The sequence below is a fragment of the Sphingopyxis sp. GW247-27LB genome (genome assembly GCF_002277025.1).
Classification (GTDB): domain Bacteria; phylum Pseudomonadota; class Alphaproteobacteria; order Sphingomonadales; family Sphingomonadaceae; genus Sphingopyxis.
On sequence record NZ_NIWD01000015.1, the window covers coordinates 361,639 to 384,012 of the forward strand.

27 protein-coding genes are annotated in these 22,374 nt (G+C 62.7%); 20 read left to right on the top strand and 7 right to left on the bottom strand.

Translation table 11 applies throughout. From position 1 onward, the window contains the following. Positions 1–38: 38 nt before the first annotated feature. The 8 genes from CD928_RS20845 to CD928_RS20880 all read left to right on the top strand — a co-directional run bounded on the left by CD928_RS20845 (position 39) and on the right by CD928_RS20880 (position 4,707). Entirely contained in the window at positions 39–608 is a 570-nt protein-coding gene (locus CD928_RS20845) for a TetR/AcrR family transcriptional regulator (RefSeq protein ID WP_095389089.1), read from the top strand. A 134-nt stretch (positions 609–742) separates the two neighbouring features. Further along, positions 743–1,042, top strand: coding sequence for a DUF2282 domain-containing protein (locus CD928_RS20850; protein ID WP_095389001.1), 300 nt, complete (start codon positions 743–745; stop codon positions 1,040–1,042). Positions 1,043–1,063: 21 nt separating this feature from the next. Further along, positions 1,064–1,402, top strand: a complete 339-nt coding sequence (locus CD928_RS20855) for a DUF2282 domain-containing protein (RefSeq protein WP_095389002.1) — start codon at positions 1,064–1,066, stop codon at positions 1,400–1,402. Positions 1,403–1,432: 30 nt separating this feature from the next. Beyond that, entirely contained in the window at positions 1,433–2,332 is a 900-nt protein-coding gene (locus CD928_RS20860; RefSeq protein ID WP_095389003.1) for a DUF692 family multinuclear iron-containing protein, read from the top strand. Beyond that, entirely contained in the window at positions 2,319–3,065 is a 747-nt protein-coding gene (locus CD928_RS20865; RefSeq protein ID WP_095389004.1) for a putative DNA-binding domain-containing protein, read from the top strand. Before CD928_RS20860 ends, CD928_RS20865 begins: the two co-directional genes overlap by 14 nt. Then, positions 3,066–3,524 (top strand): DoxX family protein, encoded by a 459-nt coding sequence (locus CD928_RS20870; protein WP_095389005.1) that lies wholly within the window; start codon positions 3,066–3,068, stop codon positions 3,522–3,524. It abuts the gene before it with no gap. Next, positions 3,521–4,045, top strand: a complete 525-nt coding sequence (locus CD928_RS20875) for a sigma-70 family RNA polymerase sigma factor (RefSeq protein ID WP_095389006.1) — start codon at positions 3,521–3,523, stop codon at positions 4,043–4,045. Before CD928_RS20870 ends, CD928_RS20875 begins: the two co-directional genes overlap by 4 nt. 5 nt (positions 4,046–4,050) lie before the next feature. Then, positions 4,051–4,707, top strand: coding sequence for an NrsF family protein (locus tag CD928_RS20880; RefSeq protein ID WP_095389090.1), 657 nt, complete (start codon positions 4,051–4,053; stop codon positions 4,705–4,707). Positions 4,708–4,725: 18 nt separating this feature from the next. Here the strand turns inward: CD928_RS20880 and CD928_RS23165 are convergent, their stop codons facing one another. Then, positions 4,726–5,652 (bottom strand): DUF1499 domain-containing protein, encoded by a 927-nt coding sequence (locus CD928_RS23165; protein ID WP_176473657.1) that lies wholly within the window; start codon positions 5,650–5,652, stop codon positions 4,726–4,728. Here CD928_RS23165 and CD928_RS23170 point away from each other — a divergent pair. From CD928_RS23170 to CD928_RS20905, 5 genes are read left to right on the top strand one after another with little or no spacing between them, the layout of a single operon-like run. Beyond that, positions 5,611–6,732 carry an FAD-dependent oxidoreductase gene (locus tag CD928_RS23170; RefSeq protein WP_141237221.1) on the top strand — a complete coding sequence of 374 codons (1,122 nt, stop codon included), beginning with the start codon at positions 5,611–5,613 and terminating at the stop codon, positions 6,730–6,732. The two genes, CD928_RS23165 and CD928_RS23170, sit on opposite strands and share 42 nt — an antisense overlap. An 8-nt stretch (positions 6,733–6,740) precedes the next feature. After that, positions 6,741–6,959: a nitrate/nitrite transporter NrtS gene (nrtS, locus tag CD928_RS20890; RefSeq protein ID WP_095389091.1), complete on the top strand. Its 219-nt coding sequence runs from the start codon at positions 6,741–6,743 to the stop codon at positions 6,957–6,959. Then, positions 6,960–7,562 (top strand): sigma-70 family RNA polymerase sigma factor, encoded by a 603-nt coding sequence (locus CD928_RS20895; protein ID WP_095389008.1) that lies wholly within the window; start codon positions 6,960–6,962, stop codon positions 7,560–7,562. It abuts the gene before it with no gap. Between the two features lie 2 nt (positions 7,563–7,564). Further along, positions 7,565–7,756 carry a zf-HC2 domain-containing protein gene (locus tag CD928_RS20900; protein ID WP_095389009.1) on the top strand — a complete coding sequence of 64 codons (192 nt, stop codon included), beginning with the start codon at positions 7,565–7,567 and terminating at the stop codon, positions 7,754–7,756. A 58-nt stretch (positions 7,757–7,814) separates the two neighbouring features. Next, positions 7,815–9,962, top strand: a complete 2,148-nt coding sequence (locus tag CD928_RS20905) for an FAD-dependent oxidoreductase (RefSeq protein WP_095389010.1) — start codon at positions 7,815–7,817, stop codon at positions 9,960–9,962. A gap of 15 nt (positions 9,963–9,977) precedes the next feature. On the opposite strand, the gene CD928_RS20910 is transcribed toward CD928_RS20905, so the two are convergent. After that, positions 9,978–10,385: a helix-turn-helix domain-containing protein gene (locus CD928_RS20910; protein ID WP_095389011.1), complete on the bottom strand. Its 408-nt coding sequence runs from the start codon at positions 10,383–10,385 to the stop codon at positions 9,978–9,980. Positions 10,386–10,461: 76 nt separating this feature from the next. On the opposite strand from CD928_RS20910, the gene CD928_RS20915 reads away from it, so the two are divergent. Genes CD928_RS20915 through merA form a run of 3 tightly spaced genes read left to right on the top strand, consistent with a single transcriptional unit; the run spans position 10,462 to position 12,698 of the window. Beyond that, complete coding sequence (locus CD928_RS20915) at positions 10,462–10,857, top strand: mercuric transporter MerT family protein (protein ID WP_095389012.1); 396 nt, start codon at positions 10,462–10,464, stop codon at positions 10,855–10,857. A gap of 12 nt (positions 10,858–10,869) precedes the next feature. Then, positions 10,870–11,199: a heavy-metal-associated domain-containing protein gene (locus CD928_RS20920; RefSeq protein WP_095389013.1), complete on the top strand. Its 330-nt coding sequence runs from the start codon at positions 10,870–10,872 to the stop codon at positions 11,197–11,199. A gap of 41 nt (positions 11,200–11,240) precedes the next feature. Continuing rightward, the gene (gene merA, locus CD928_RS20925; RefSeq protein ID WP_176473658.1) at positions 11,241–12,698 is read left to right on the top strand and encodes a mercury(II) reductase; all 1,458 of its coding nucleotides are present in this window, start codon (positions 11,241–11,243) and stop codon (positions 12,696–12,698) included. Between the two features lie 7 nt (positions 12,699–12,705). Here merA and CD928_RS20930 read toward each other — a convergent pair whose 3' ends face one another. The 4 genes from CD928_RS20930 to CD928_RS20945 form a co-directional block, all read right to left on the bottom strand. Next, positions 12,706–13,473 (bottom strand): YiiX/YebB-like N1pC/P60 family cysteine hydrolase, encoded by a 768-nt coding sequence (locus CD928_RS20930; RefSeq protein ID WP_095389014.1) that lies wholly within the window; start codon positions 13,471–13,473, stop codon positions 12,706–12,708. Positions 13,474–13,476: 3 nt separating this feature from the next. Then, positions 13,477–13,932 (bottom strand): CBS domain-containing protein, encoded by a 456-nt coding sequence (locus tag CD928_RS20935; RefSeq protein ID WP_095389015.1) that lies wholly within the window; start codon positions 13,930–13,932, stop codon positions 13,477–13,479. A gap of 78 nt (positions 13,933–14,010) precedes the next feature. Further along, the gene (locus CD928_RS20940; RefSeq protein WP_095389016.1) at positions 14,011–14,400 is read right to left on the bottom strand and encodes a thioredoxin family protein; all 390 of its coding nucleotides are present in this window, start codon (positions 14,398–14,400) and stop codon (positions 14,011–14,013) included. Continuing rightward, positions 14,397–15,368 carry a DUF3179 domain-containing protein gene (locus CD928_RS20945; protein WP_217983800.1) on the bottom strand — a complete coding sequence of 324 codons (972 nt, stop codon included), beginning with the start codon at positions 15,366–15,368 and terminating at the stop codon, positions 14,397–14,399. Before CD928_RS20945 ends, CD928_RS20940 begins: the two co-directional genes overlap by 4 nt. A 182-nt stretch (positions 15,369–15,550) precedes the next feature. Here CD928_RS20945 and CD928_RS20950 point away from each other — a divergent pair, with 182 nt between their 5' ends. The 4 genes from CD928_RS20950 to CD928_RS20965 are packed head-to-tail and all read left to right on the top strand — an operon-like array spanning position 15,551 to position 21,120. Then, a complete protein-coding gene (locus CD928_RS20950; RefSeq protein WP_095389017.1) occupies positions 15,551–18,586 on the top strand; it encodes a TonB-dependent siderophore receptor in 3,036 nt (1,011 codons plus the stop codon). Between the two features lie 17 nt (positions 18,587–18,603). Further along, on the top strand, positions 18,604–19,875 hold the full coding sequence (locus CD928_RS20955; RefSeq protein WP_095389018.1) for a NupC/NupG family nucleoside CNT transporter: 1,272 nt from the start codon (positions 18,604–18,606) through the stop codon (positions 19,873–19,875). A 13-nt stretch (positions 19,876–19,888) separates the two neighbouring features. After that, on the top strand, positions 19,889–20,497 hold the full coding sequence (locus CD928_RS20960) for a CDP-alcohol phosphatidyltransferase family protein (RefSeq protein WP_095389019.1): 609 nt from the start codon (positions 19,889–19,891) through the stop codon (positions 20,495–20,497). Between the two features lie 23 nt (positions 20,498–20,520). Further along, positions 20,521–21,120 (top strand): carboxymuconolactone decarboxylase family protein, encoded by a 600-nt coding sequence (locus CD928_RS20965; protein ID WP_095389020.1) that lies wholly within the window; start codon positions 20,521–20,523, stop codon positions 21,118–21,120. Positions 21,121–21,123: 3 nt separating this feature from the next. Here the strand turns inward: CD928_RS20965 and CD928_RS20970 are convergent, their stop codons facing one another. Further along, positions 21,124–21,774: a hypothetical protein gene (locus CD928_RS20970; protein ID WP_095389021.1), complete on the bottom strand. Its 651-nt coding sequence runs from the start codon at positions 21,772–21,774 to the stop codon at positions 21,124–21,126. Positions 21,775–22,374 lie beyond the last annotated feature (600 nt).

Below are 22,374 nucleotides of genomic sequence, written 5' to 3' on the forward strand. Positions count from 1 at the left end.
GCCTGGAATTGCGTCAGGCTGACCGGGAGGGCCAGTTGATGCGGCAAACCAAACGTGACGAACTGGTCGAGAAGGCGACCGCGATCTTCTACCGCAATGGGTTTCAGGCGACCGGAATGGACAGGCTGGTGACGGAAACCGGCATCTCGAAGACTTCGATCTACAAGCACTTCAAGACCAAGGACGATCTGATCATTGCGTCACTCCAGTTGCGCGACACCTTCATACGCGGCTGGCTGTTTCGGCGAATGGAGGAACTCGCCGCGACTCCGTTGGAACAGCTCATCGCCATGTTCGACGCACTCGACGAGTGGTTCCATCAGCCAGACTTTCACGGCTGCATGTTTGCCAAGGCATGTTCTGAGTACCAGGATCCCGAGCATCCCATCAATCGGGAAGCCACGGATCATGTCGCCCGGATTTCGGCGCAACTTGCAATCATCGCCGGGCGAGCGGGATTGCGGCAGCCTAGCGAGTTGGCCCGTCAGTTGGCCCTGCTGAAGGAGGGCGCTGTTGTGCTTGCCACCATGGGCCGGGGGGGCACTCCGGCCCTTGATGCGAAAGCCATAGCGATCAAGCTTATCAACGAGGCCACTCCAGGCAAATAGTGGCAAGCCGACTGTCGGCCTTTTCAGAGAGGCACAATCGAAAAATCGCCTCCCCCTGTAACCAAACGCGTGGGCCGTTCGAACTGGGCTTTGTGAGAGCAGTAAGCCTCACACCAGATTTGAAAGGAACCGACATGAAGTCCACGACCGGTATCGCTGCTGCCGCAGCCACGCTTGCTGCTGCTGCCCTGCTGGCCGCTTCGCCCGCCTCGGCGGCCGGCGAGAACGCTAGTGCCAAAGAGAAGTGCTACGGCGTTGCGCTTGCAGGGAAGAATGACTGCGCCGCCGGCCCGGGCACCAGTTGCGCCGGCACCTCGACTGTCAACTACCAGGGCAACGCCTGGAAGTTCGTGGCTGCGGGCACCTGCGTGCAGCAAGGTGGTTCGCTGACTGCCAAGGCCAGCAACGCCAAGCCTGTCCCGCAGCACAGCTGATACAGACGAAGGCACCATGACATGAGCAGACATCCACTTCCGCTTCCGGGTTTCGCTGCGGCGCTCGCTGGTGCCGCGATGCTCGCGGCGTGCGGTTCAGGCGGCAAGGTCGTACAGGAGCCGACGACCGAGGCAAACGGCAAAGGCACTGAAATCGCCACACGCGAGAAATGCTTCGGCGTGGCGCTGAAGGGCCACAACGACTGCAAGGCTGGCCCCGGGACCACCTGCGCTGGCACCGCGACTGTCGATTACCAGGGCAACGCCTGGAAGTATGTCGATACCGGAAGCTGCGAGGCATCGGGCGGTTCGTTGATCGAGCGCGCCGGAAATACCCCTCCCGCCGCCCAGAAGGGCTGAAGCCCTCGGGTCGCACGGATGCTGGCTGACATGAAACTCCAGGCACAACTGCCCCCCCTGCCGGGAATTGGCCTGAAGCCAGAGCACTACGCTCAAGCGCTTCAGTCCGTGTCAGCCAGTATTTCCACATCCTTAGCCGCACCCGCCTGGCTCGAGGTGCATCCGCAGAACTATTTCGGCGCAGGCGGCCCGCCACATCGCTGGTTGACGGCCATTGCCGAGGCCTATCCCTTGAGCTTCCACTCGGTTGGCCTCTCGCTGGGGAGTGCCGGGGGCGTCGATGCAGAAGAACTCGATCGGCTGGCCGATTTGTGCGCCCGCTACGAGCCGGCCTCGGTTTCGGATCATCTCAGCTGGAGCGGCAGCGCCAATAACCGCTATCCCGACCTCCTGCCCGTACCCTACACCGAAGAAGCGCTCCAACATTTCGCGCAGCAGGTCGGGCACGTGCAGGATCGCCTCAAGCGGCCGATCATGATCGAAAACCCCTCGCGCTATCTGGCCTTCGCGGACGACGACATGAGTGAGGCCCAGTTCCTTCACCTGCTCTGCGATTCCACGGGCTGTGGCATACTGCTTGACGTCAACAACATCGAAGTATCAGCCACCAACCTCGGTCTCGATCCGGTCGCGATGATCGATTCAATCGACCCCAGTCTGGTTGGCGAAGTGCATCTCGCCGGACACACCCGCGAGGACCATGCCGACGGCGTGCTGCTGATCGACGATCACGGTTCGGCGGTTTCCGACGTGACCTGGGCGCTGTTCGCCCGCTTCGTCTGGCGCGCCGGGCGCAGGCCCGTTCTGATCGAATGGGACACCGATGTGCCGGACTATTGCGTCCTTCTCGCCGAGGCCGCCAAGGCCGAGGCGATCATGCGCGAACAGGCGAGTTTCTCGCCGCAGGATCTAGCCCATGCTTGCGCTTGACCAGCTTCAGACCACAGTGATGAAGGCGCTGGACCGCGGCCCCGATTTCCTGCCGGATCACCTGTTCGCAGGAACCCGCGCACGAGTTTTGACCGGCATGAAGGTCCACGCCAACACGATCTCGCATGCACGGCTGGTCGCGTTGGAAGATACTTTTCCGCGCACCAGGCAATGGCTAGGGCATGACCTCTTCAACGAACACTCCCGGTTGTACCTTGAACAGCCGGGAGTGACCACGCGAACGCTGGCGCGCATCGGCGATCAATTCCCGGGCCATCTTGCCAGTCGCGGCGAGTCTCGCATGGCAATCGATATAGCCAGGTTTGAGTGGCTTTGGCTCGAAGCCTACCACGCCGCCGAAGCGCCATGGCTCAACCTCACCGATCTGGCCGGGATCGAACCGCAAGCGCTGATGGACTTGGCGATAAAGGCGCATCCCGCCGCTTCGTCAGGCCGCTTCGATCCCGTGGTTAAACGCCTGATCGGCGAGGAAGTACCCGGCATGGCCGATGCACATGCAATCCTGCTCACCCGGCCTGAGGCGCAAGTTCTGGTCTCACCGGCAACCGCAGACATGCGAGTGATCTTCTGCGCCACGGAAATTCCCGTCACCATCGGTAACCTTTTGGCCAGCCTGAGAGAACCTGACTGTAAGAAACAACAGTCGCCCGACGACTTCATGCCGGCGCTGATCGCGCTGCTCGAAGCGGGCGCCCTGCAACAGGTGGATTGAATGCAACAGGTTTTCGCAATGTATGATCGCGCCGTTGCACTGGCCAGCAACTGCAAGCTTCAGAACCTGACGCTGCTGTTCACCCGCATCGTCCTCGCGGGCGTGTTCTGGCGCTCGGGACGCACCAAGGTGGACGAGGGCAGCTGGTTTTTGATCAGCGACAACACGCGCTTCCTGTTCCAGGAGGAATACAAGGGTGTGCCGCTGCCCAGCGATCTTGCCGCAGTCATGGCAACGGTATCGGAACACCTGTTCCCGGTCCTGCTGGTGCTCGGTCTGTTCACGCGGCTTTCCGCGCTGGCCCTGCTGGGAATGACCCTGGTCATCCAGATCTTCGTCTATCCCGAGGCTTGGTGGCAGGTCCATTCCCTGTGGGTGGCGATGGCGCTGGTGCTGATCGTGCGCGGCGGCGGAAGCATCAGCCTTGATGCACCGTTGGTACGCCGGCGGACGGCATGAAGGCCGACGAACCTTCATTGGCCCGCCTGATGGCGATGGCGCAGGCGGGCGACAAGCAGGCCTACGCCGCGCTGCTGGGCGAATGCCAGCACTGGTTGCGGAGCTATTTCGGGCGGAGGGTTGCGCCTTCGCAGTTGGACGACCTCGTGCAGGAAACCTTGCTGGCGCTCCATCACAAGCTGGCGACATGGGATCCGGCACGGGCCTTCTTGCCCTGGCTCGCGGCGATCGCACGCTACCGCTGGGTCGATCACCTGCGGCGGATATACCGGGCCGATGAAACCGAACTTGTCGATGAACTGATGGGAGTCGATGAGGAGCCAGCCATCGCGGCCCGGATCAGCCTGGAACGGCTGTTCGCGAAGCTACCCGACGCCCAGGTCCGGGCGATCGAACTGGTCAAGATCGAGGGCCTCTCCGTGTCCGAGGCTTCCCGGGCCTGCGGGCAGAGCGAGAGCCTGATAAAGGTCAACATTCACCGGGGGCTCAAGAAGCTCACCGCGATGATCGAGAAAGCGTGAAGTCCATGTCCCGTGATACCCCAAAATCCACTGGCGCCCTTATTGCCCAACTGGTCGATGGCCTTGAGCCGGTCAGGCCGCTGCGCCTGTCGAGCGGCCTGGGCTTCGCCCTGGCCGGGCTCGGAGTGACCGTGGCAACGGTTGCTTTGCTGTTTGGTATCCGTCCCGATGTGATCGCAGGACATTTCGATCCTGTGTTCCTGTTGGCAACGGGCCTGTTCCTGCTGCTGGGTCTTTCCTCGGCAGTCACGGTCATCGTCATGAGCCGACCCCGCGTGGGCAGCGATCATGGCGGATGGGTCTGGGCGGCAGCCATGGCTGCGCTCTTGCCCGCGGCAGCCGCGATCATCGGGATCGGCCGGGGGGCAAGCGCTTTCTCGGCTACCGCTGCCGAGCATGGCCTCGATTGCCTGACGATGGGCAGCGCGTTCGCCATCCTGACTTTCGCGGTCCTGGTCTGGTGGCTGCGGCGGGGCGCACCGACTTCACCCGAGCGCGCCGGTCTCCTTACCGGCGTAGCAGCGGGCAGCTTCGGCATCTTCGCCTTCTCGTTCCACTGCGTCTATAGCGACATCGTCCACATCGGGCTGTGGCACAGCGCAGTCGTGGTGGTAAGCGCGGCGGTCGGAAGGATTGCGGTGCCGCAGCTTATTCGCTGGTAGACACTGATCCGGTTCGGCTCAGGCCGCGGCCAAAGCGGCTAGGAATTCGCGAATTCGCCGCGCGTTCACGCCAAGATCGCCAACCCCGACACGACTGACCGAGCGCATATCGATACGGCTGCTCTTGCCGTCCTGCGCGGGAACAATCCGGAGCACCACGTCGTCATGGAAGCGGATGTAGGAAACGCTGGCCGTGGCTTCGACATGGCCTCGCGCCGGATCGACCTTGGCGAGCTTCCAGCCAGCCTCTTCAGCGAGGCGAACGGCATCTGCCGTCACGACAGCCACCGGCTTCCGAATCGTGACGGGACCGAGGTCGCCGTATGCTTGTCCGTGGATCCGCCGCCAGTTTTCGACCGTGCCGACACCGGCAAGATTATCGGACCTGAGCGGCAGGACCTCGAATTGAGGCGGACTTGCGAGATCGGTGGTGACGTCGTGAATGGCCGGCGCGTCGCCGGCGACAAGCGGCCGACTGCCCAGAAATCCAACATAAAGCAGCGAAAGGGCGATGCCGACACAGGCCTTTCGGCGAGACGGCCAGACTGCCCCGCGCCCGACAAAAAGGCTGGCAAAACCGAGGATGAGCGCGACCAATGCGACCAATCCGCCGCCGAGCAACGCGGAAAATCCGGCCAGTTTGGCGATCTCGTCATAGCGGGCCAGCGTGAGCCCGACCGCAGCAACAACCAACGAAACCATCGCGATGCGCAGCGACCACAGGGCAAGGCGTGTAGCCCAGCCCGCCCGCTTTGCGATGTCTGGATCCTCCAGTGCCATGAACGCGAAGTCAGCAGGAAAGCAGTGCAGCGTCAATCGCCGAGCAATTTTTGCCGGGCGGCGTGTAAGGTTCGGCAGGTTCGCGCGACAAGTGCACACCGAGTTCGGAAGTCTGGCACAAGAATGAAACGACGCGTTATCCTGGCAGGCGGCGGCCATGCGCATCTGGCCGTCCTTGCGGACTGGGCCTCGCGGCCCATGCCCGGCACGGAGCGATGGCTCGTCACGTCCTCGCGCCATACCGCCTATTCCGGGATGCTCCCGGGCTGGCTAGCCGGGCATTACCGGGCAAGCGACCTGCTGATCGATCTGGGGCCACTGGCCGAAAAGGCCGGGGCAAAACTGGTTGTCGCGGATGTGGTCGGGCTCGACGCTGCCCGCCAGACGCTGAGTCTGTCATCGGGCGAGGAGATCGGGTTCGATCTGCTGTCCCTGGCGACCGGAGGCGAGACGGACATCTCCAGCCTGGCGGCGCTTGGCGACAGCCTCTTGTCGGTAAGGCCGGTTGGCGCGTTCATGGAACGGTGGTCAAATTTCCTGGACCGGAACGCGCTCGCTTCAACCATCAGCATTGCAGTCGCAGGCGGAGGCGCGGCGGGTGTGGAACTCGCATTGGGCGCCGAAGTTGCGATCCGCCGCTTGTTCAGGAATGCCCGGATTTCACTTGTAGCGCCAGAGGACGGTTTCCTGTCAGGCCATGCCCCGCAGGTGCGCAAACGGGCTTTGGCGGAGCTGGCAAGACGCGGCATCGCCGTTCATTTTGCCCAAGCGGTGGGCGCGGAAGGCGGCCTGTTACTTTCCAATGGCGACTTCCTGCCCATCGACTGCGTCATTGCCGCGACGGGCAGCCGTCCGCCACGCTGGCTCGCAGGGTCCGGCCTCGCCTGCAACGAAGCCGGGTTGGTCGCTGTCGGAGCAGACTTGCGCAGCATTTCCCATGGCTCGATTTTCGCGGCCGGGGACATCATCGACCGGGTCGACCGAAGTCTGGAACGATCCGGGGTCCATGCCGTCAAAGCTGGTCCGGTGCTTGCGGCAAATCTTCGCGCTGCCTTGAGCGGGGCGAGGCGCAGCCAATACCAGCCGCGAAGTCGGACGCTTTACCTGCTCGCGACTGGCGATAAACGGGCCATAGTCTCATGGGGCCGTTTTGTTGCTGTCGGACATTGGGCCTGGAGGATAAAGGATTGGATCGACCGATACTTTGTCAGTCGTTACACCAATCCTGCGCGGAACGGGCAATGAGGGGGAACATGGCAGGACTATTGGCACACATGCTGTCCAGGCCTGTCGCGAGGAACGCCATCAAGGTGTCCTTGTTTGTGGGAACCGGCCTCAATGCCATCAATCAGGGCACTGCCATATGGCAAGGTGTAGGGGTGGAGTGGGGCAAGGTGATGCTGAACTACGTCGTCCCGTATCTCGTCGCGAGCTACAGTGCTGCCAAGGCGCGCAAGGGCCTGGAGGGCTGAATGGCGCAGTCCGCCAGCCCGGAAATTGCATTCGCTGCCGCTGATCCGGCATTCCTTGCCCGCGTTCGCATCGACATGCTCCGGTTTGCGCGCCTGCAACTCGGACATGACGACGAAGCGGAAGACGCGGTTCAGGAGGCGCTTGCCGGGGCGCTCAAGAATGCTGCGAACTTCCGGGGTGAGGCAGCGCTCAAAACCTGGATCATCGCCATCCTGAAGAACAAGGTGGCCGATGTCCTTCGGCAACGACAGAGGCGACCTACACCTGTAAGCCAGATGCAAACATTGGACCAGGAAGGTGCACTGCCGGCACTGTTCGACCGGAAGGGCATGTGGCGGGATGCCGACCGTCCGGCCCGCTGGGAAGACCCGGAGGCGGACTTGCACAGCAGCCAGTTTCTGGCTGTGTTCGATGCCTGCCTCAACCGGTTACCGCCGCAGCAAGGCCGGGTTTTCATGATGCGCGAGGTTGTCGAACTAGGGACGCAGGAGATCTGCGCCGAACTCGGCCTGTCGATCTCCAATGTCCACGTCATCCTTCACCGCGCTCGCCTGGCCCTGCGCGCATGTCTGCAACTTCACTGGTTCCACGAGGGGGCCTGACCATGATGAACTGCCATGACGCGACGTTCCTGTTGTCGCAGCGCCGAGAGCGCACACTGACATTCTCGGAGCGCATGAAATTGCGCCTTCATGTCGGCATGTGCCGTGGATGCACGAATTTCGAACGGCAGTTGCCGCGGCTTGGCGATGCCGCAAAGGCCTATGCGACAAACTCAGAAGACAAGGATGTGTAAGAACACCGAGCTTCCAACCGACCAACGGCCAACAGCTATCTAGCCAAGGAGCGATCTGTTGAAACGCACTGCCGTTGCCGGGCTGCTTCTGCTTGGCCTTGCCGCCTGGTTCCTGCTCGATCTCGGGCAGTACCTTACCCTTGATGCGCTCAAGGCGCAGCAGGCGACAATCGACGGGTTCTACCGTGCAAACCCGCTACGGGTTCTGGCGATCTTCTTCCTTGTTTATGTCGCGTTGACCGCGCTTTCCGTGCCTGGTGCCGTGATCCTGACCTTGGCTGCGGGCGCAATCTTCGGCGTGACCACCGGTACGGTCGTGGTCTCCTTTGCTTCATCAATCGGCGCGACCCTGGCGTTCCTGGCGTCACGCTACCTGTTCCATGATGCCGTGCAGGCGCGCTTCGGCACACGGCTAAAGCCAGTGAACGACGGTGTCGCCCGCGACGGCGCGTTCTACCTGTTCTCGCTGCGGCTTGTTCCGGTCTTCCCATTTTTCGCGGTGAACCTGCTGATGGGACTGACCCCGATCCGGACCTGGACCTATTACTGGGTGAGCCAGGCAGGCATGCTGCTGGGCACTGTCGTCTATGTGAACGCGGGCACGCAACTGGCGCGGATCGAGACGCTCGGTGACATCGCATCACCGGGTCTGTTGATTTCCTTCGCAGCTTTGGGCCTTCTGCCCTGGCTGGGAAAGTGGATCAAAGCCGCGATTCTGCGCCGCCGGGTTTACGCTCGCTGGCACAGGCCAAGGCGCTTCGATCGCAATCTCGTGGTGATTGGTGCCGGCGCTGCCGGACTCGTGTCTTCGCTCATCGCGGTGACCGTCCGCGCCAAGGTCACACTGGTCGAAGCCTCGAAGATGGGTGGCGATTGCCTCAACTATGGCTGCGTACCGTCCAAAGCCCTGATCAAATCCGCGCGCATCGCCGAGCAAATGCGTCATGCCGACCGGTACGGGCTGGAGGGCACCGACCCGCGCTTCAGCTTCAAAGCGGTGATGGGCCGCATCCATGATGTGATCGCTGCAGTCGAACCGCACGACAGCGTCGAGCGGTACACTGCGCTTGGGGTCGACGTGGTCAAAGGCTATGCCCGGATCGTCGATCCCTGGACGGTCGAGGTCGCGCGCGAAGATGGAAGCTCGCAGCGTCTCACCACCCGTTCGATCGTCATCGCGGCAGGTGCCGAACCCTTTGTACCTGACCTGCCGGGGCTGGCGGAATCGGGCTATCTCACAAGCGACACCTTGTGGGAGGAGTTTGTGCGCCTGGACGAGATGCCCGGCCGCATTGTGGTGCTCGGCGGCGGCCCGATCGGTTCGGAACTGGCCCAAGCCTTCGCCCGGCTCGGGGCCGAAGTGACGCTGGTCCAGCGCGGAGAGCGGCTGCTCCCGCGCGAGGATCACGACGTATCCGAACTGGCCCGCGCCGCTCAGGAAGCCTCCGGCGTGACCGTGCTGACAGGTCATGAGGCGCTGCGAGTGGAAAACGGGCAGGACAAGCGCCTTGTCGTGTCCGGTGACGGCCACGAGAAAACCATCGGTTTCGACGCCCTGATCGTAGCGGTTGGCCGCAAGGCCCGGCTCTCGGGATATGGACTCGAGGAACTCGGCATCGAAACGCAAAAGACCGTCGTGACGGACGAATATCTCGCAACGATCTATCCCAATATCTACGCCGCAGGCGACGTGGCCGGCCCTTATCAGTTCACGCACACAGCCGCCCACCAAGCCTGGTTCGCCAGCGTGAACGCGCTGTTCGGTCAGTTCAAACGCTTCAAGGCTGACTACCGCGTCATTCCGTGGACGACATTCATCGATCCCGAAGTCGCCCGTGTGGGGTTGAACGAACAGGAAGCGAGCGAGAAGGGCATCCCGCACGAGGTCACCATCTTTCCAATGCATGAACTTGATCGTGCCATCGCCGACAGCGCGACCAAGGGCTTCGTCAAGGTTCTCACCCCTCCAGGGAAGGACCGGATCCTGGGCGCCACCATCGTCGGCGAACAAGCCGGGGAACTTCTCGCCGAATATGTGCTGGCGATGAAACACGGCCTTGGCCTGAACAAGATCATGGCAACGATCCACACCTATCCGACCATGTCCGAGGCCAACAAATATGCAGCGGGCGAATGGAAGAAGCGCCATGCCCCTGAAGGCCTACTCAAGCTCGTGGGGCGCTACCACACCTGGCGTCGGGGGTGAGACTTGCGGCCATCATCAATGTCGATTGAGGGCATCGATGATCGGGCAGTCAGGGACATTCTTGCCCGAACATTCGGCCAAGGTTGCCGCCAGGATCGCTTCTATGCGCTGCAGTTCGGCGATACGGCGGCGGACGTCCTCGAGATGGATTCTGGTCTTCTGCATAACTAACGCGCAGGTCTGCTCACCCTTGTCCGCAAGAGACAGCAGGGACCGTACTTCTTCCATCGCAAACCCAAGGTCACGGGCGCGCAGGATGAACTGTAACCTTTGCACCAGTTCGGGCGAATAAACCCGGTAGCCGTTGCTGCTGCGCGGCGGCGCTGGGAGCAATTCGACCTTTTCGTAATAGCGAATGGTTTCGAGATTGCAGCCGGTTTTCCGGGCGAGCTGGGCACGCAAAATCCCACCTTGCGGTTCCATGAAATTACCTCTTGAGTCTGTAGTTACTACAGAGATTACACTGCGAATCACAAAGTCGGAAGAAAGGATTTGTGACGTGGCCTCTGCGCCGGAATCGGGACATCCCACCATTGCTGAAACCGCAAAACCGGAGCGCGCGAATTGGATTGCCACGGGCGCTCTGATCGGCGCGGGGCTGGCCTCGGCTTGCTGTGTCGTGCCGTTGCTGCTCGTCACGCTTGGCATTTCCGGTGCTTGGATTGCCAATCTGACGGCACTCGAACCCTACAAGCCCTACGTCACGGCGGTGACGCTCGCGCTGCTTGGGCTCGGCTTTTGGCATGTCTACTTCAAACCGAAGCCTCCTTGCGAAGACGGGTCATACTGCGCCCGTCCGCAATCGGCTCGCACCACCAAAGCGGTGCTGTGGCTGGGCCTTGCCATCGTCATCCTCGCGCTCACCATCGATTGGTGGGCACCCTGGTTCTATTGAAAGGATCCACCCATGAAAAAGACTATCCTCATCGGGCTGGCCGTGCTGGTAATGGCCAGCGGTGGCGTTGCCTTGGCGCTTAGCGGCTCTGCACAGGATCGTCCCGCGGCCGCCGCCATCGCTCAGAAGCAAACCACCTTCGCCATTGAAAACATGACCTGTGCCACCTGCCCGATCACGGTGAAGAAGGCGATGGAAGGCGTGACCGGGGTGACTGCGGTCAGCGTCGATTTCGCGGCCAAAACCGCGCGCGCCACTTATGACCCGCGCCGCACCAATGCTGCTGCGATTGGCGCTGCATCGACCAATGCGGGTTATCCAGCCCGTGCCGTTCAAAACTGAATAATGAAGGCGCTAGCCGCGCCTCAAGAAAACGAGACATTATGAACGATTGCTTCAACCGCCCTGCGCGGGATGGATTCGACGTGGCGGTCGTCGGCGCGGGCTCGGCGGGTTTTTCCGCCGCGATCACCGCTGCCGAGCTGGGTGCGAAAGTCGCGCTGATCGGCCAAGGCACGATCGGTGGCACCTGTGTAAATGTCGGGTGCGTTCCGTCCAAGACGCTGATCCGCGCTGCCGAGGCGGTTCATGGCGGACGCGCCGCCACGCGCTTTCCTGGCCTGAGTGGTAACATTCAGCTCAGGGATTGGGCTAGACTCGTCGCATCAAAGGACGAACTGGTCGCCGGACTCCGCCAGAAGAAGTACATCGACCTGCTGCCCGCTTACCCCGCAGTGAGCTACATCGAGCAGAAAGTGCGCTTTGCCGACGGCGCACTGATTATCGGCGATGCGCCGCTGACAGTCGGCAAGGTCATATTGGCGATGGGCGCACGTGCTGCCGTGCCGTCGATTCCGGGGCTGGACAGCATACCCTATCTCACCAGCACCTCGGCATTGGCACTTGACCATCTGCCTCGGTCGCTGCTGGTCATCGGCGGCGGTGTCATCGGTGTCGAACTAGGTCAGATGTTTGCCCGTCTGGGTGTTGCTGTTACCATCTGCTGCCGCAGCCGCCTGCTGCCCGAGATGGACCTGGAAGTCGGCACCGCGCTGCAAACCTATCTGGAAGCCGAAGGTGTGCGGGTTTGCACGGGCGTCGGCTACCAACGCATTGCGCAAGCTGCCGGCGGAGTTGAACTCACCTGCGAAAGCCTGTCCTGCGACAGCGAAGGCCATTGTGACACCGTTGCGGCGGTTCAGACCATTGTCGCGGAGCAAGTGCTGATCGCCACCGGGCGGCGGCCCAACAGTGACGGGCTCGGGTTGGAGGAGCGCGGCATATCGCTTGGCCGCAATGGCGGGATCATTGTTGACGACTACCTCGAAACGACCGTCCCAGGCATTTACGCTGCGGGCGATGTCACGGGCCGAGACCAATTCGTCTACATGGCCGCTTATGGCGCGAAGCTGGCTGCACGCAATGCTGTCGAAGGCAATCAACACCGCTACGACAATAGCGCCATGCCGTCGGTTGTGTTCACCGATCCGCAAGTTGCCAGCGTCGGTCTGACTGAAACGGCGGCGCGAGCGAAAGGACTGGATGTCAAGGTGTCGCTCCTTCCGCTCGATGCGGTGCCGCGGGCATTGGCGGCACGCGATACGCGCGGCCTCATCAAGCTAATTGCCGACAATGGAAGCGACCGCCTGCTGGGCGGTCAAATCATGGCGCCCGAAGGCGCGGACTCGATTCAGACGTTGGTCCTGGCGATCAAATACGGAATGACCGCAGCCGATCTTGGCGCGACAATCTTCCCATACCTCACCACAGTCGAAGGCTTGAAATTGGCGGCGCAGACATTCGATATGGATGTAGCAAAGCTGTCTTGCTGCGCGGGTTAAACGGCGTTCACGTAACCACAGGGTTCAGCCGGGTATCCCAGTGCAACAGGCGGTGATCGAATCCGCTAGCAAGGGTTGGCTTCACCACCTCGAAATAAGGCGACACATCGAAATCGCGCGGGGCGAACAGGCTGTGATGCCGGATATGAAGGATATCGCGCACGCATCCGCGACAGTCGGGATCGTCGATCATTTCCCGGGTTATTTCGGGAAGTATGGGGTAGCGGATCGACTGATACGCTTGGGCGACCAGAGTTGAACAGATTGCCTTGGTCGGCTCGCCGCTGCCAAGCGCGATCATCCGCCGACGCCAGCCTGAAGGCACGGGCGGCGTCGGGCACAGGTAGCGGGCAAGATCGACGACGTTGGCGAGATCGTATTCATCGCCGACGTGGGCCAGGGCGAAGTCGATGACCGAGCGGATTTCACCCTCACTCAGGCCAACCGGGCGGCATATGCGGGTATGCAGCCCGGCAAACTCGGCAACCGAGACGATGCGAACCCCCTCGATGGCGTCGGCCTCGACGAAGCGCGGTGGCTCGCCCGAGGCGTCTCCGGTCGCCTCGACGCACAGCGCCGCATGCGACCAGGTTGACTGGGTGAGATACTTTATCGCGGTGCTGATCCGCTGCTTGCCGTCAACGAGCAGAATGTCTCCCGGCCTGACGGTTCGTGCGAGCGCGGTCTCGTCCGTTGGCGCATTGGCGTAGGGCGCTCGCGACGGCCCGGTCAGATAGCCGGCCAGAAGCCGCCCGATGACAAGCAGAACACCCACCGCTCACCCCGGCAATGACAGTAGGCGCGAGCGAGCCATGTCCCGCAGGACGCCAGCTTCAAGCTGTGCTTCCTCGAGCAGGGCCGCGACCAGATCGCCCAGGGACACGAGCCCGGCCAAGACCGCTCCTGTGGTCTGCACGACGGCGTGCCGGCTCCGCTCGCGGGTCATGGCACGCATCACGGTCGCTGCGTCGTCCTGGCAGGCGCAGAACAGCACCGGCTTGCGCATGAACATCAGGACTGGCAGTTGCAGCGCGTTGCCGCCCCGTGCGGCGGTTGCGGCGACAAGCTCCTGCTGCGAGACGATACCGAGAACCGCATTGGACCTGCGGTCGAGCACAACGACCGAGCCGATCTTGCTGCGGTGCATGGTTTCCACCACCTGTGCGAGTGGGGCGGTTTCCGAAACGGATTCGACGTGCTTTCCCTTGCGGTTCACGATGCTGGCGATCTTCATGCTCGGCACTCCAATGGGCGCCCCCACATGGAATTCGGTGAGAATTGGCCAACGGTTACAGTCGCGGCCTCAAGCCTGTCAGAGACCCCTGCGCAGCAGATCGACAACCGCGCTTTCGCTCGTCGGGTTGCCGCGCCCCATTTCAAGGCCTCCCTTGTAGACGATGAGGGTGCCGTACCCATTCAGGCGCAGCCGTTTCCAGATCGGAGAGGGCGTCCGTTCGCCGATCCGTAAGACCAACACCTGCTTGAACGGATCCCGGGAGCGGAGACTGTCGAGGATCGGTGACTGGATCCTGCAAGGCAGGCACCAGGAGGCATAGGATTCAACGACGATTGTCCGGCCCTGGGCTTGTGCGGTTGCGAAGGCTGTATCGCTGAATTCGGCCGGAGCTGCCGCCAAGGCGGCCTGCAACGGGAACGCCGCAAGGAAAAGCACCGCAAGCCGGAGTGTTGTTCCCCACCTCATTTGACGAGCTCGCCTTCGGGGTAGAACGCCCGATAGGCAAAGGCGAAGTCGACGCTGTATGCCACGTCGGCTCCGCCCCGCGTCACCCGGACATTGCCGATGTCCTTGCCACGCGCAATCACGGCACGGTCGAGCGCCGAGTTCTGGCCTTCGCGCCATTCTACGCGCAGGCCGTCACTGGTCTCGACCGGCGAGTTCTTGCGGAGCCAGACGAGCGACCACGCGCGCGCTCCGACCCGGACGACCCGGGCCATGGGATCGATACCGCGCGGCATCCTGCCCTGATAGAGGAAGGGAGCAGGCGCGGAATCGTAGCCTTCATAAGGGGTGCGGCCGTAGGCGCTTCGTCCCCATGATGGCGGCACCAGCACGCGGCCATCCGGGAACTCTTCGCGAAAATGGCGCCAGGATTCGATCCGAGCAGGGACTACGGTCAGCGCCTTGCCGACCTGGCTGCCGACGATCGCCTCGCCGGTGAACTGCTGCCAGAGCGTTTCCGTCTGGTGGTCGTACATCACGAGGTCGGAATGGCGCACGCGGCCCGATGTGCCGAAGCTCAGCACCGCTCCATCGACCCGCCGGTCGAAGACCATCGAGGTGTTGCACAAGGGGCAGTAGGTAACCGCGACCGGCAGGCCGCACTGGTCGTGGTGAACGATCTCGTGCCAGATCAGGATGCGATAGGGGAAGGCAAAGGCACCGCAGCTACCCGACAGGAAGATGACCGGCTCGTCGTCCCCCAGTCCCGTCAATTCGCGCACGGGAAGGTAATCGGGCGCAAGGATCGCAGGGATACCGTCGCGCGGGACACCGCCCAACTGAAGTTCCCTCAGATCGACCACGCTCCGCGCGACATCGAGCTTCGGGAATTCCTTCTGGAGCGAGCGAGCACTTTCCCCGCTCGCCGCGACAGGCACAAGCAACGCGGCGGCAACTGCGCCAACAATCAGGCGATGGGCCAGTCTCACGCGAGCGCCTCCTTCGATGACTATTCGCGCAAGCGAGACGAATGGTTACATCGCCGCCGGCAGCAGGAAATTCCGACCGGCCTGTAAGCATTGTCTCTCGTCCGGCGACAAAGATCCCATCAACCGAACCCGACGCCTTTCCTGTCCTGATTTTGGCCTCATCATGAAATTGGAGAACCTGCTTGCTTCCCTCCCGCCTCTTCCTGTCCGCGAGTGTTGTTGTTGCCGCCGCCCTCGCCGCTCCCGCCCAGGCGCAGCAGGCCGGCATTCAGATCGCGCTGGTGGACGCTGTGACCGATGAGCCCGCCGCGAATGTCGAGGTTAGAATCGAAAACGAGGGCATCGGATTTTCCCGCACCGTGCGTTCCGACGAGCAAGGTTTCGTCCGGGTCGAGGGCCTGATCACGGCGGGGAGCTATCGCGTCACTACGCTGGCGGGCGGCCGCTTTGAAAGCGGCCAGCAGGCAAGCGTTACGCTGCGCGCGAACTTCACCAGCAGCGTCACCCTGCGCCTGTCGCCGGCAGGAGCGCAGACTATTGTTGTCACCGGCGCCCGCGGGATCACGAAGCTGAACACGGTCAATGCGGAGGTTTCCGCCTCGCTCGGCCGGGAAGAACTGGCCGCATTGCCGATCGAGGGGCGCGACGTGCTGGGCTCGCTCGTCCGCCTGCCGGGTGTGGTGGCATCGACCGGCTTCTTTCCCGAAGCGCCCTCGATCTCGATCAACGGATCGAACGGTCTCGATACCAATTATCTGCTCGACGGCCTCGACAACAATGAGAACTTCCTCGGCGGCCTCAAGTTTCCGGTTCCGCTGGGCTTCACCCGCGAAGTGACGGTGCTCGCGAACTCCTATTCGGTCGCCTACGGGCGCACCGCCAATGGCATCGTCAATTACACCTCGCCGTCGGGCACCAACGACTTGTCCGGTGAAGTCTATGCGCTGGTGCGACCTGGCCGCCCGCTCGATGCGCAGTCACCGTTCCCCCGCCGCGACCTTTCCGGGAACGCTGTCGGCGAGAGTTTCGAGTGCTACCAGGCGGGCGCTGCCATTGGTGGGCCTCTGGTGCGCGACAAGACCTTCTTCTACGCCAACTTCGAATACACCCGCGACCGCAATCTCCAGATCGTCGATGCTCCTGCTCTCGGAACCGTCGCCAATGTCACCGGAAACAACGAGTTTCACCTCGGGTCGGTCCGGCTCGATCATCGCCTGACCGAGGACTGGACGCTGGGCCTGCGCGCCAACTTCGGCCGCGTCACTATCGACCGGCCGGGCGGCGGGCTTGGCGGCGGCAATGTGACCTTCCCGTCGGCCGGGTCGGACCAGGACCGGTTCTCGACGCTTGTCGCGGCAACAGCAAGCTATTCAGGCGACGAATGGAGCTACGACGGCGCGGTTCAGTTCAGCCGTTTCCGCTGGGACTACGGCAAGCCCAAGGGGCCTGCCGGGCCGCAAGTCGTGATCCGCGATCCGAGCGGGTTGACCGTGGGCATTGTCGGGCATCCGGGCTTCGTCTTCAACGATCTCGAAGAGACCTGGCAGACGACGCACCGCCTCCAGCGCAAGCTCGGCAGCCACAAGCTGAGTCTGGGCGCCGATGTGATCCGCTCGGACTTCGCGCTGCTCGGCGGCGGCAATCCGGATGGGAACTTCACAGTCGACCTGACCGCGGGACAACTCGCAAGTCTGGCCGCTGGCGGCAAGGGACTGGGGCTGACGGCACAGGACGTCCTCGCGCTCAATCCGGCAGTCGCCAACTATTCGGTCGAGTTGCGCCCGCAGAGCTTCGGCACCGGGCAGACTCAGCTTGCCTTCTACCTTGAGGATGAATGGCAACTCAGCCCCAGGCTGACCGCGACGCTGGGATTGCGCTGGGACTACGACAGTTTGACTGCGAAAGGCGGAAAAGGCGGCGACTATGACAATATCGCCCCGCGTTTCTCGCTCAACTATCGCCCGGATGCGCGGTCCACGCTGCGATTCGGGGCGGGATTGTTCTACGGCAAGCTCTCCTACGCCGTCATCTCGGACGCGCTCCAGCGCAACACCACCTCGCCAGGCTTTCTCGCGCAACTCGGCCAGCTTCAGTCGCTGGGCATAATTCCTGCGGGCACGGACCTTTCGAAGGTGACATTCGATGGCAACCTGACAGCTTCACCATCGTGCGGCACCGTCACGGCCTGTCCTGCGCCCGCACAAGTCCAGGCCTTGCGCGACACGGCCACGCTGGGCGAAGGGCGCATCCTCAATCCTGCCGGCTACCAGAGCCCGTGGAGCCTGCAACTGAGCGGTGGCTACCAGTTTCAGGCCAGCGATACGCTGACGCTCTCGGCTGACCTGATCTACAGTCGGTCGCACAATCTGGTCCGACTGCGCGATCTCAACGCGCCGACCTCGTTCACCCCGAACCTCGCCAACCTGACCGCAGCAAATATCGCGCTGCTCCAGGGCCAAGGCGACAACGCAGCCCGCTTCGCGCTCGCGCAAAGCCTGGGCCTCGTGCGTTCGGTAGCCGATGCAGATGCAACACGCCCTGTTGCCCTTGTGCCCGGCGGCGCCCGGCAAATCACGGTCTCGGAGACTGCTGGCGAAGCAGAGTACAAGGCCCTGATCCTGCAGGTGAGCAAAGCGCGCGGGAGTGACAGCTACGCGTTCCGGCTGAGCTACACCCTCTCCAAGCTCACCAATGATACCGACGACATCAACTTCCGCGCTGCCAATTCAAACGACTTCAGCACCGAATGGGGGCCATCCGCCAATGATCGGCGTCATGTGATTTCGGCCGTCGGCTATCTCTACCCGCTCGATGGCCTGACGCTGAGCGTGGCCGGCCTGTTCCAGTCGGGGCAGCCGGTGAATCTGGTGCCCGATGCGCGCATTTTCGGCACCCAGGACCTCAACGGCGACGGCGCTTCGTTCGGCGAGAACTTCGTCGGCAATTCCGACCGTTACCCCGGCTCAAAGCGCAATGCCGCACGGCTGCCCTGGTCGGTCACGGTCGATGTCGGACTGCGCTACGCGATCCCCGGCCTTGGCGGCAGGTTCGAACTCAGCGCCGACGTGTTCAATCTGTTCAACGCCAACAACGAATCCGGCTTTGCCAACGCAGCGACCACATCCAATCAGGTGCAGTTCGGTGGCGGCGCACCCTTCGTGCAGCGCAATGCCGGGACGCCGCGCCAGTTCCAATTCGGCGCGGCCTGGAAGTTCTGAGGGGAGACTGAGGGACAATGGTGATCTTGCAGCAAGGACAGGGGCTGATCGGCATTGCGCTGATCCTGCTGCTCGCCTGGGCGATTTCCGAAAACCGCAAGGCCATGCCAGGCCGGAAATGGATCGCTGGCGCACTGGCCATGCAGATCGGCATGGCGCTAGCTTTCGTCCGCATACCTGCGGTCTGGCGCGCCGTGGGCGTAATCAACCAGGGGGTTGAAGCAATCGAAAAGGCAACCTTGGCCGGATCGAGTTACATGTTCGGCTATCTGGGTGGGGCGGCACTGCCCTTCGCACTCAAGCCGGGGGTCGAGCCACCGACCGTGATCGCCTTCCAGATCCTGCCCCTGATCATCGTTTTTTCGGCGCTGACCGCCCTGTTCTGGCACTGGGGCATTCTGCGCTGGCTCGTGAACGGGCTGTCGTGGATATTGCGCCGCACGCTGGGCGTGACCGGCGTGGTCGGTCTCAACGCGGGCGCCAATATCTTCCTTGGCGTTGTCGAGGCGCCGCTGATCGTGCGGAGTTGGTGCGCCACCATGTCGCGCGCCGAACTGTTCGCGGTGATGGTGCTCTCGATGGCCAACATTTCGGGCGCATTGCTGGTGCTCTACGCCACCACCTTGTCTCCGGTCCTGCCCGATGCCGTAGGGCACATGATCGTGGCCTCGTTCCTCTCGCTGCCGGCCGCCATTCTCATCGCGCGGATGATGGTGCCAGGGAATGCAGACGAGGCCGACAGCACCCAGGTAGAACCAGAAGTGCACTACGACGGCACGATGGATGCGATCCTGCGCGGCACCATGGAGGGCGTGACACTGGTCCTCGCGGTGATCGGGATCATCATCGTCATCTTCGCGCTGGTCAATCTCAGCGATCAGATCCTGGCCAATCTGCCACTGGTCGATGGCCAACCGATCACGCTCAAGCGCAGCTTCGGCTGGCTATTCGCCCCCGCCATGTGGGCGATCGGCGTGCCGTGGGACCAGGCTCCCGCCGCCGGATCGCTGATGGGCACCAAGACCATTCTCAACGAATATGTCGCCTACCTTGAGTTCGCGAAGGTGCCGCTGGGCACCTTCAGCGCACGCAGCCAGTTGATCGTCACATATGCGCTCTGCAGTGTCGCCAATCTCGCCAGCGTCGGCCTGCTGGTCACAACGATCAGTACGCTGGCCCCGAAACGGCGGCGCGAGGCGGCGCAGCTTGGCATGAAGAGCTGGATCGCCGGCAACCTCGCCTCGGCGATGTGCGGGGCGATGATTGGCCTTGTGACTCCCTTGACGTGATATCGGTATAACGATGTTCGATGCAAAGCTCCGCCCGCTGATCGATCCCCCGCTCAATGCAATGGGCCGGGCGCTCGCGGGCGTGGGCATCGGCGCCAACGCCGTGACTCTGGCGGGGCTGGTTCCGGCGCTGGCGGCGGCCTTCGCGATAGCCCACCATCATTATCTCGCCGGGCTGGCTCTGATCCTCCTCAACCGCCTGATCGACGGCCTTGACGGTGCGGTGGCGCGGGAAATCGGACTTACCGACTTCGGCGGCTATCTCGATACCCTTGCCGACTATGTCTTCTATGTCGCGGTGCCCGTAGGATTTGGCCTCGCGGCCACTGAAAACACCGCCGTCGCCATGCTGCTGATCGCCAGCTTTACCCTGACCTGCGCAAGCTTTCTCGTATTCGCTGCCATTGCCGCCAGACGCGGCGAGGAATCCACGAAACATGGGGCCAAGAGCTTCTTTTATTCGACTGGATTGGCCGAGGGTGCAGAAACCATCGCGGTGTTCATCGCCATGTGCCTGTGGCCCGCGCAGTTCCCAGCCATCGCCATCGGTTTTGCCGCGCTTTGCCTGCTGACGGTGGTCCAGCGCAGCCTGCTGGCCCGCCGAATATTCACGCCAGATTGAGGCCGTTTTCGAGGAGAGAGACCATGCCCGTATTCCCATCGATCGAAGGCGAGCCGGGCCTCGACAAGGTCTTTCGCCGGTTCCCCCACACGGTCATGCCGCTGCTCGAGTATCATGACCGCCTGCTCCGCGATCCTTCACCATTGACCGTAGCCGAGCGCGAACTGATCGCTGCCTATGTCTCGGGGATCAACTCCTGCACATATTGCCACGGTGCCCATGTCGTCGCCGCACGTGCCTTTGGGGTCGATCCGGACCTGTTCGACGGACTCATGGCGGATCTTGAAACCAGCAGGGTCGATAACAAGCTCAAACCGATCCTGGCCTATGTCGGAAAGCTCACCAAAACGCCGAGCATGATGATCGAGGCCGATGCGACCCGTGTCTATGCGGCAGGCTGGGACGAGCAGGCGCTGTTCGACGCGGTCAGCGTCTGCGCCCTGTTCAACTTCATGAACCGTATCGTCGAGGGTTCGGGCATCAAGGCAAATCCGCTCGATGCCGACCAGGCCGAACTCGATGCACGCATGGCGCGGATGGGCGGTGCCACAGACGATCCGCATCGCGGCGAGCGGAGCTACACCCGTCTGGCGAGCATGTGGGGAATCGCGGAGGCCGATTGACGGCTATGCGATGCCGAGGCTCTCGATCTTGGCGTCGAGATCGATCGGACAGGTGGCCAGGATATCGCTGTCCGCCTCATAGGCTTCGGGACCACTGACCTTGACCAGTGCGGCGAGCGCCGCGTCCCTTGTCCGGAGCAGATCGGCCAACTCGATGCGATAGAGCGCGACCATGGCTGTCAGGAACCGGTTGACCAAATCGTCTTCCGGCGTCGCATCGACATTGTAGAGATCAAGGTGGGCGATCATCGTATCGGCCGGATAGAGGAATTCGTCGGTTACCCAGCGGTTGGTCGCGAACCACGCCAGCGGCACGCCGCTCTGATCGACCGATAGACCGGCGATGTGGGTCACATGGGCAGGCGCATCTTCACCCTCGGCAGGCGCGGCGAGCACCGCATCCGGGTCATCAAGCTGGGTGCGGTGTAGGAAGAGATGGAAATGCCCGTGTTCGGATGGATCCCGATCTCCGGGTGCATGGACGTGGTAGTACCAGCGTGAGCGCGTCATCGCGTCGCGCGCATCGTCGTCGGGGTAATGCGCCCAGAAGTGAACGTCGTCCGCCGGCAAGACGCGAAGCATGAGCGGGCGTTGCTCCAGCGCCATTCGCGTGATGGTTTCGACGACCACCTCGGCCGCATCGCGTTCGGTCATCGCTCTCTCACGCAAGAATGTCATGGCCGGCGGCGGGTCCACTCCCGCGCCGCCGGCCACATCGGCAAACCCCTGCAGGGATTCAGGGTTTTGCCGCGCAGGGCTTGGCAGCGCAAGGCTTGGGGGCACAAGGCTTCGCGCCGCAGCCCTTAGGAGCGCAGGGCTTTGGTGCGCAGGGCTTGGCTTCGCATCCCTTCGGCGCACAGGAGGCGGCGGCACACGGCTTCGCGGCGCAACCGCCCGCGGACTGATCGGCCATGGCAGCGCCAGCAGGAGCATCGGCGGGAGCTTCGGCCTCCTTCGAACAGGCAGCGGTGGCCATTGTCAGGCCACCCATCACGGCAAGCATGGAAGCAAGTTTGGATTTCTTCATGGGTCAGACCCCCTCGTCATTATCGGACACGCAAGACTTCCCCCTTCACCCTGCCGCATCCGGTAGACAGGCGAAGCCCGGCCGGACGATCCCGGCCAGCGGAGTGAGGGGGATTGGCCTTAGTGAGCGCGATAGCCCTGAGTCTGCTATCCACGCAGAAGGACCAACTCCCTCTCGTCATAATTCGGCGAAAGGGAGCGATCGGTTACACGAGACAATCGTATTTT

What these genes read in the sequence shown, in the direction of transcription:
- CD928_RS20910 (WP_095389011.1), bottom strand. Translation starts at nt 10,385, where the DNA reads ATGGAACCGCAAGGTGGGATTTTGCGTGCCCAGCTCGCCCGGAAAACC.
- CD928_RS20870 (WP_095389005.1), top strand. Translation starts at nt 3,066, where the DNA reads ATGCAACAGGTTTTCGCAATGTATGATCGCGCCGTTGCACTGGCCAGC.
- CD928_RS20965 (WP_095389020.1), top strand. Translation starts at nt 20,521, where the DNA reads ATGCCCGTATTCCCATCGATCGAAGGCGAGCCGGGCCTCGACAAGGTC.
- CD928_RS20935 (WP_095389015.1), bottom strand. Translation starts at nt 13,932, where the DNA reads ATGAAGATCGCCAGCATCGTGAACCGCAAGGGAAAGCACGTCGAATCC.
- CD928_RS20850 (WP_095389001.1), top strand. Translation starts at nt 743, where the DNA reads ATGAAGTCCACGACCGGTATCGCTGCTGCCGCAGCCACGCTTGCTGCT.
- CD928_RS20895 (WP_095389008.1), top strand. Translation starts at nt 6,960, where the DNA reads ATGGCGCAGTCCGCCAGCCCGGAAATTGCATTCGCTGCCGCTGATCCG.
- CD928_RS20880 (WP_095389090.1), top strand. Translation starts at nt 4,051, where the DNA reads ATGTCCCGTGATACCCCAAAATCCACTGGCGCCCTTATTGCCCAACTG.
- CD928_RS20970 (WP_095389021.1), bottom strand. Translation starts at nt 21,774, where the DNA reads ATGACCGAACGCGATGCGGCCGAGGTGGTCGTCGAAACCATCACGCGA.
- CD928_RS20920 (WP_095389013.1), top strand. Translation starts at nt 10,870, where the DNA reads ATGAAAAAGACTATCCTCATCGGGCTGGCCGTGCTGGTAATGGCCAGC.
- CD928_RS20900 (WP_095389009.1), top strand. Translation starts at nt 7,565, where the DNA reads ATGATGAACTGCCATGACGCGACGTTCCTGTTGTCGCAGCGCCGAGAG.
- CD928_RS20855 (WP_095389002.1), top strand. Translation starts at nt 1,064, where the DNA reads ATGAGCAGACATCCACTTCCGCTTCCGGGTTTCGCTGCGGCGCTCGCT.
- CD928_RS23165 (WP_176473657.1), bottom strand. Translation starts at nt 5,652, where the DNA reads ATGCGCATGGCCGCCGCCTGCCAGGATAACGCGTCGTTTCATTCTTGT.
- CD928_RS20865 (WP_095389004.1), top strand. Translation starts at nt 2,319, where the DNA reads ATGCTTGCGCTTGACCAGCTTCAGACCACAGTGATGAAGGCGCTGGAC.
- CD928_RS20960 (WP_095389019.1), top strand. Translation starts at nt 19,889, where the DNA reads ATGTTCGATGCAAAGCTCCGCCCGCTGATCGATCCCCCGCTCAATGCA.
- CD928_RS20955 (WP_095389018.1), top strand. Translation starts at nt 18,604, where the DNA reads ATGGTGATCTTGCAGCAAGGACAGGGGCTGATCGGCATTGCGCTGATC.
- nrtS (WP_095389091.1), top strand. Translation starts at nt 6,741, where the DNA reads ATGGCAGGACTATTGGCACACATGCTGTCCAGGCCTGTCGCGAGGAAC.
- CD928_RS20940 (WP_095389016.1), bottom strand. Translation starts at nt 14,400, where the DNA reads ATGAGGTGGGGAACAACACTCCGGCTTGCGGTGCTTTTCCTTGCGGCG.
- merA (WP_176473658.1), top strand. Translation starts at nt 11,241, where the DNA reads ATGAACGATTGCTTCAACCGCCCTGCGCGGGATGGATTCGACGTGGCG.
- CD928_RS20875 (WP_095389006.1), top strand. Translation starts at nt 3,521, where the DNA reads ATGAAGGCCGACGAACCTTCATTGGCCCGCCTGATGGCGATGGCGCAG.
- CD928_RS20845 (WP_095389089.1), top strand. Translation starts at nt 39, where the DNA reads ATGCGGCAAACCAAACGTGACGAACTGGTCGAGAAGGCGACCGCGATC.
- CD928_RS23170 (WP_141237221.1), top strand. Translation starts at nt 5,611, where the DNA reads ATGAAACGACGCGTTATCCTGGCAGGCGGCGGCCATGCGCATCTGGCC.
- CD928_RS20860 (WP_095389003.1), top strand. Translation starts at nt 1,433, where the DNA reads ATGAAACTCCAGGCACAACTGCCCCCCCTGCCGGGAATTGGCCTGAAG.